Genomic DNA, 2,157 nt, shown 5'->3' with positions numbered 1-2,157 from the left:
GCTGTGGAGTACGCGGTGGTTCAAGAGAAAGATTTGCCGCTACCCAACAATTTGGTGAATGCCTGAGCGCGATGTCTTCTGAATAAGCACGCAAGCTCCCTGTAACAGCCCCCCGGGATGGTGGTACCCAACATGGCTAAATGTTACCAGTTGGCACGCCCTCTGCTTATGGTTGTTGGTGTGAATGGCGGCATGGCCCGCATTCGCACGGTGCACCCGCTGGACTTTGCCCGCATCAAGCACGAGCTTTCCCGGAACAAGGACCGCGACTCACTGAAGAAAAACAAGGACCGGCAGGCGGAGATGGTGGAGGTGCTGGTCAGCGGTACCTGCCTCAGCTGGCAAAACCAGCCACACGCAACGCAGGCCGTACCGTGTTGATGCACGTGCGGGGAAGCTAGCGCGTCGTCATCCACGCGGCCATGGCATCCAGCAGTTCGTCGCGCACCTGCGCATCGGTGCGGCCTGAACGCACCAGCACATGAAAAGCGTGGTCGGCGCCGTGCACGATATGCAGGCTGGCCTTTTTGCCGAGGCTTGCGGTGGTCTGCGTGATCAGGTCCAGGTCGGCGAGGGCATCGCGCGTGCCCTGCAAAAAGAGCATGGGCAGCTTGACGCCCGCCAGGTGCGCGGCGCGTTCGATGGAAGGCTTGCCGGCCGGGTGCAGCGGAAAGCCCACCAGCACAAGGCCCTTCACCCCGGGCAATGGCTCAGCCGCCTGCGCCTGCGTGCTCATGCGCCCGCCGTATGACTTGCCGCCGGCAAACAGAGGCACACCAGCAGGCATATGCCGCGCCGCTTCAGCGACCGCTGCCCGGATCGCCGCATGCGCCACGGCGGGGGAATCCGGGCGTTTTGAGCCTTGTTCCATGAACGGAAAATTGAAGCGCAAGCTGGCGATGCTGCGTTCCGCGAGGCCGTGGGCGATGGACGCCATGAAAACGTGGTCCATGCCCGCGCCGGCGCCGTGGGCGAACACGTAGCAAGCCTCAGCGCCGGCCGGCTTCTGCAGCAGGCCGGAAATGGTTGCGCCGGAAGGGAGCGCAATCGTCAGTGAAATGGGACGCGTTGACATCAAGGGAGAGCGTGCGGGGTGGCATTCATTCCTGGGGTTTTGCCTCAGGATCGGCGATCCCGGGCGGCAGGCGATTCAGCAGCCAGCGGATCGCCAGCGGAACCAGCACCAGGTCGTCGGCAATACCGATGACGGGCAGCATGTCGGGGATGAAATCAATCGGTGAGAACAGGTAGAGCGCAATCGCCGCGGTACCCCATTTCAACCAGGCGGGCGCTTCGGGGTGGCGCAGGGCCGTCCACAGCCGCCGTGCATCGCCGCGTACCAGAACCCAGAGCAAAGTCAGACGTTTGAACATGAATACTCCTTGGGTGAGGATGCAAGCCCGGCGGGCCGCTGGCATCCAGATGGTGCTGCTTGCCTGGGCTGCAAGGGCACAAGCAAGGCGTTACATTCGCGCGCCGGCGTGCGGATTGTTCTTTCTTCCTCCTTCCTCCTTTGGGGGAAGGTTGGGATGGGGGCCCGCGGCGTTTGATGACACCGCCGCTTTGGGTTGGAGGCCGGTTGGCCCCCATCCCTGCCTTCCCCCAGCGGGGGAAGGGGTAAGAGGAGGTCAGTGCCCCAGATCGGCCACCAGCTTGTTGGCCGCCTGGACAGCCTCATCGCGCGTGGGCCAGGTCCTTTCGTCGCTGTCGTGCAGGGGCGGCAGCGATTCAATATGCACCACATCGATGTACCAGGGACCGTCGGGGAGATGGCACAGCCTGGCCATGTAGTTGCGGCCATTTGCGACACCGGGAACGTATTCCTCGATCGGTTCCGGCTCTTCCGCTTCTTCGGCTTCTTCTGGTTCGGGGTTCATCGCATTTCTTTCTTTCCAAATCCTGATTATCCGCAAAGGGTGCGGCTAATCCTTGAGGTCCACGTTGAGCGCCGCGAGCTTTTTGGCATAAGCATCCCTGCGTTTGGCGGCTTTGTCCGCGGTCTCGACGGCCATCTGGATCGCCTTGGGGCCTTTGGCCGCAACGGTTTTGATCAAGCCGAATTTATAGGCGGCCTCTGCTTCCGCCTTCCTGTAAGTGGCGATGAGCTCGGCATGGGCGATGGATGGATTCATGAGTAGCTCTTTATTGGCTCTATCG

The 2,157-nt window shown here is 62.1% G+C and carries 5 protein-coding genes; 1 reads left to right on the top strand and 4 read right to left on the bottom strand.

All coding sequences use genetic code 11. The features are described from left to right. The first annotated feature begins 117 nt into the window (after positions 1–117). Positions 118–381: a GSU2403 family nucleotidyltransferase fold protein gene (locus AC1D0P_RS25060; RefSeq protein ID WP_477679212.1), complete on the top strand. Its 264-nt coding sequence runs from the start codon at positions 118–120 to the stop codon at positions 379–381. A 16-nt stretch (positions 382–397) separates the two neighbouring features. On the opposite strand, the gene AC1D0P_RS25055 is transcribed toward AC1D0P_RS25060, so the two are convergent. The 4 genes from AC1D0P_RS25055 to AC1D0P_RS25040 form a co-directional block, all read right to left on the bottom strand. Beyond that, entirely contained in the window at positions 398–1,075 is a 678-nt protein-coding gene (locus AC1D0P_RS25055; RefSeq protein WP_477679211.1) for an alpha/beta family hydrolase, read from the bottom strand. A 25-nt stretch (positions 1,076–1,100) separates the two neighbouring features. Continuing rightward, positions 1,101–1,373 (bottom strand): YkvA family protein, encoded by a 273-nt coding sequence (locus tag AC1D0P_RS25050; protein ID WP_477679210.1) that lies wholly within the window; start codon positions 1,371–1,373, stop codon positions 1,101–1,103. A gap of 255 nt (positions 1,374–1,628) precedes the next feature. Beyond that, complete coding sequence (locus AC1D0P_RS25045) at positions 1,629–1,877, bottom strand: hypothetical protein (RefSeq protein WP_477679209.1); 249 nt, start codon at positions 1,875–1,877, stop codon at positions 1,629–1,631. Positions 1,878–1,922: 45 nt separating this feature from the next. Beyond that, the gene (locus tag AC1D0P_RS25040; protein ID WP_477679208.1) at positions 1,923–2,132 is read right to left on the bottom strand and encodes a hypothetical protein; all 210 of its coding nucleotides are present in this window, start codon (positions 2,130–2,132) and stop codon (positions 1,923–1,925) included. Positions 2,133–2,157: the final 25 nt, after the last annotated feature.

The sequence above is a fragment of the Polaromonas sp. P1_G2 genome (assembly GCF_056405515.1).
This window is presented reverse-complemented; position numbering and strand designations above follow the sequence as displayed.

Coding starts and splice junctions, on each gene's coding strand:
- AC1D0P_RS25060 (WP_477679212.1), top strand. CDS start 118: ATGGTGGTACCCAACATGGCTAAATGTTACCAGTTGGCACGCCCTCTG.
- AC1D0P_RS25055 (WP_477679211.1), bottom strand. CDS start 1,075: ATGTCAACGCGTCCCATTTCACTGACGATTGCGCTCCCTTCCGGCGCA.
- AC1D0P_RS25050 (WP_477679210.1), bottom strand. CDS start 1,373: ATGTTCAAACGTCTGACTTTGCTCTGGGTTCTGGTACGCGGCGATGCA.
- AC1D0P_RS25045 (WP_477679209.1), bottom strand. CDS start 1,877: ATGAACCCCGAACCAGAAGAAGCCGAAGAAGCGGAAGAGCCGGAACCG.
- AC1D0P_RS25040 (WP_477679208.1), bottom strand. CDS start 2,132: ATGAATCCATCCATCGCCCATGCCGAGCTCATCGCCACTTACAGGAAG.